The sequence below is a fragment of the Solemya elarraichensis gill symbiont genome, from assembly GCF_002021095.1.
Classification (GTDB): Bacteria; Pseudomonadota; Gammaproteobacteria; order Chromatiales; family Chromatiaceae.
In genome coordinates this window covers 1-3728 of the sequence record NZ_MPRK01000175.1, presented here as the reverse complement: position 1 = coordinate 3728, position 3728 = coordinate 1, and the positions used below count along the sequence as shown (strand labels likewise).

The 3728-nt window shown below is 51.8% G+C and carries 3 protein-coding genes and 1 pseudogene; 3 read left to right on the top strand and 1 reads right to left on the bottom strand.

Annotated features, from left to right (window positions below; genetic code table 11):
- The coding region (gene aroG, locus BOW51_RS08395) for a 3-deoxy-7-phosphoheptulonate synthase AroG (RefSeq protein WP_078477312.1) at positions 1-1034 on the bottom strand (1034 nt) is incomplete at its 3' end.
- Positions 1035-1225: 191 nt separating this feature from the next.
- Between aroG and BOW51_RS08390 the strand changes: the two genes are divergently transcribed.
- The 3 genes and pseudogenes from BOW51_RS08390 to BOW51_RS08380 form a co-directional block, all read left to right on the top strand.
- Positions 1226-1951: a Crp/Fnr family transcriptional regulator gene (locus BOW51_RS08390; RefSeq protein ID WP_245828634.1), complete on the top strand. Its 726-nt coding sequence runs from the start codon at positions 1226-1228 to the stop codon at positions 1949-1951.
- Positions 1952-2086: 135 nt separating this feature from the next.
- Positions 2087-3283, top strand: coding sequence for an NnrS family protein (locus BOW51_RS08385; protein ID WP_167367287.1), 1197 nt, complete (start codon positions 2087-2089; stop codon positions 3281-3283).
- Between the two features lie 105 nt (positions 3284-3388).
- Positions 3389-3688 (top strand): annotated as a pseudogene (locus BOW51_RS08380) (c-type cytochrome); the annotation flags it as partial.
- Positions 3689-3728 lie beyond the last annotated feature (40 nt).

Below are 3728 nucleotides of genomic sequence, written 5' to 3'. Positions count from 1 at the left end.
GCCTCGGCAAGTGTATATAGCAGCGGCTTGGTATCGTCCCATGCGAGGCAGGCGTCAGTGATGCTCTGGCCATAGACCAGTTCAACATCCGGCTTTTTGTCCTGTCTGCCGCCAACGAGGTGACTTTCGATCATTGCGCCGATAATGCGCTTGTCTCCGCGTGCAACCTGTCCGGCCACATCGTTGCCGACATCAACCTGGCGCTCATGCTGTTTCTTGCTGTTGGCGTGGCTGAAATCAACCATCAGGTTAGGCTTGAGGCCCGCTTTCTCGAGATCCTGTGCTGCTTCCTCGATACTCTCGGCATCATAGTTGGGGCGTGAACCGCCGCGCAGGATGACGTGGCAATCTTCGTTGCCGCTGGTCGAGAAGATCGCTGAATGTCCCTCTTTTGTGAGTGACATGAAGCTGTGCGGATTGCTTGCAGAACGGATCGCATCGATGGCGATCTGCAAACGGCCATCTGTACCGTTTTTGAAACCGACAGGGCAGGAGAGTCCTGAAGCGAGTTCACGATGTCCCTGGCTTTCAGTAGTTCTTGCACCGATTGCACCCCATGCGACTAGGTCGGCAATGTACTGCGGGCTGATCAGGTCAAGAAATTCGGTCGCAGTCGGCATGCCCATATTGTTCAGGTTGAGCAGCAGTTCGCGTGCTACATGCAAACCCTTGTTGATATGGAAGGAGTCATCAAGAAAAGGATCATTGATCAGACCTTTCCAGCCGACTGTCGTACGCGGCTTCTCAAAGTAGACGCGCATGATGATCAGCAGGTCATCCTGGAGTTCCTCTTTCACAGAGGAGAGTTTTCCAGCGTACTCGAGGGCTGCCTTGGTGTCATGAACCGAGCAAGGGCCAACGATAACGACCATGCGATCGTCTTTGCCGGCAAGGATGTTATGAATCGCCTGGCGCGTCTCGAAAACGGTTTTTGAGGCATCTTCACTGATAGGGAATGCTTCGTGCACTTTTTCCGGTGCAGCGACTTCTTTGATTTTGGCGATGCGCAGATCATCTGTAGCGTAACTTGTCATGTAATTTTTGCCCGGTGGTAATATCGGCTTTGTCGCGGTGCATTATACAAAAAAACGGGCGCCCGTATCCTTCTTGTGGTGTTTAAAAGGAAGAAAAATGGTTGTTTTTCATGGAAATTGCCGGATACGGCGGCCCTGCATATCAGCTTTGCTACTATAATGCTTTCTTTAAATGGGGCATGGATTGATACATGATGATTGAAGCTGAGCTAAGGAATGGGCATCTCTTTGCCCAGCTGGATGATGAGCAACTCGCAAAAGTGAGTCGCCACGCAGTCAGAAAAAACCTGGATACGGGAGAATTTCTGTTTGACCAGGGCGATGCTGCCGATCGTTTCTACTATGTTGTCAGTGGCCAGATCAAGCTGTTCCGGGCAACGCCCACAGGCAGTGAGAAAATCATCGAGGTGATCACGCCAGGCAGTACATTCGCCGAGGCGATGATGTTTCTCGACCGTCCCCTGTTTCCTGTGGGTGCCCAGGCACTGACTCCCGCCGAGGTCATCAGTGTCAATTCGGCAAATTTTGCCGCCATGCTGAAGGAGTCGGTGGATACCTGTTTTCTGTTGCTGGGTGATATGAGCCAGCGATTGCGCGGCCTGTTGCGCGAGATCGACGAACTTAGCCAGTACAGTGCCATCAGTCGTGTTGCCGCCTACCTGCTGCAATCGGCTCCGCAGGAGAGTGACACTTTTGAATTGCCCGTACCGAAGCAGGTGCTGGCCTCGCGCCTGTCGGTCAAGCCTGAAACCCTGTCACGCATCATGAAGCAACTGGTTCAGAATGAAATCATCCAGGTCAAGGGCAGCAAAATTGATATTCTCGACCGTGGCAACCTGAAAAAAACGGCAGATGCCTGTGCTATTCAGCAAGATCAGTTGCAAGCGACCTTTCACTATCCATGCGCCCCTGAATAAGCGCACAAACTCTCTTGATCAATATCAAGCACAACCGTGCCAATGTGTGTTCTCGTATATAAAGTCCTGCTGAACCGCTCTGCACGGTTGCGGTAAAAAACCCAACATGCCGTTTTCACGGTAATGGAAAACAATATGTTACAAATTGATGAGAGAAATCCGGTGCCGCAGTTTGCTCTTTTTGAACTCGGTTTCAGGCCGTTTTTCAGTTTGGCAGGCCTGTATGGTGTTATTGCCATGTTGCTGTGGATGATGCTCTTTCTTTTTGCTGTACAGATTCCGACTGCAACACTGGTGCCGATGGACTGGCATGCACACGAGATGATCTTTGGTTATGCAATGGCTGTGGTGGCAGGCTTTCTGCTCACAGCTGTGAGCAACTGGACAGGGGTTCCGACCTGGAAGGGATGGAGACTGGCACTGCTTGTCTCGTTGTGGCTGCTCGCAAGAGTTGCGTTGCTGCTACCAGTTGAGAACGCCTTGCTGCTTGCAGCCGCCGCTGACCTGCTTTTTGGAATAGGGCTGGTTATTGGTGTCAGCCTGCCGGTGCTGCGTGTGAAAATGTGGAAGCAGGTGGGTATCCTGGTGAAGCTTGTGCTGATGTTTGCCGCCAACCTGGTTTTCTATACAGGTGCATTGGGTTACATGGAGCAGGGCACTCATATCGGTCTCTATCTCGGTATCTACATGATCCTTGCGCTGCTCTTCATGATGATGCGCAGGGTGTTGCCCTTTTTTATTGAGCGGGGTGCCGGGGATGGCTTCAAGCCACGCAACAGGAAATGGCTCGATATCAGCAGTATTGTCCTGTTTGCCCTGTGGGTGCTTGTTGATCTGTTTGTGAGTTCCAGGGAGCTGCTTGCCGGGCTTTCGCTGCTGCTGTTTGTTCTGCATCTGGTACGCCTGCGTGACTGGCATACACCGGCTATCTGGAAGGCACCGTTGTTGTGGTCTCTCTATTCTGCCTACATAACCCTGGTTATCGCTTTTCTGCTCAAGGCACTCTCTGCATGGTCGTTGGTATCGCCTTCGCTTGCCCTGCATGCCTTTGCCGTCGGTGGTGTTGGCGTGATGACACTCGGCATGATGTCGCGCGTGACGCTCGGTCATACCGGCAGGGATATTTTTACACCGCCCAAAGGGGTGGTGATAGTGTTCATGCTGTTGCTGCTGGGTTTTCTGTTTCGTGTCGCCATGCCGCTAATCGTGGTTCAGGAATACATTCTGTGGATTGGCCTGTCGCAAATTCTGTGGATGAGTTCATTTGCGGGCTTTTCCATTATCTATTTGCCACAACTGGTGCGCGCGCGGGTCGACGGCCGTCCCGGCTGATGCCATCAGGGCCATGTCATTGATTAACTTGACTCATATCAAGTCTGTTTTTTCTGAAACGCTTACACTTATCGGCAGTATTTCTGATATCTGAAGGGGGTATCTATGTCACAGAGTTTCACAAAGGCGATGGCCCGTAATATTTTTTACGGCGGAAGCCTGTTTTTTATCCTGGTGTTCCTGGGATTGTCGTTCGATACCAATTCGTCATTGCCGGAGCGGGATAATCGCGGAGCAATCACGGAAACAGTCGCACACGGCAAACGCCTGTGGGAAGAGAACAACTGCATCGGTTGCCATACGCTGCTTGGAGAGGGTGCCTACTTTGCACCTGAACTTGGCAACGTCTACAAAAGGCTTGGCGGAAAGGCGGGCATTATCGGTTTTATCAAGAGCCGTCCTGCAGCAAGCGTGTCTTTGATCTCGTGATGTAAAACGGGACATC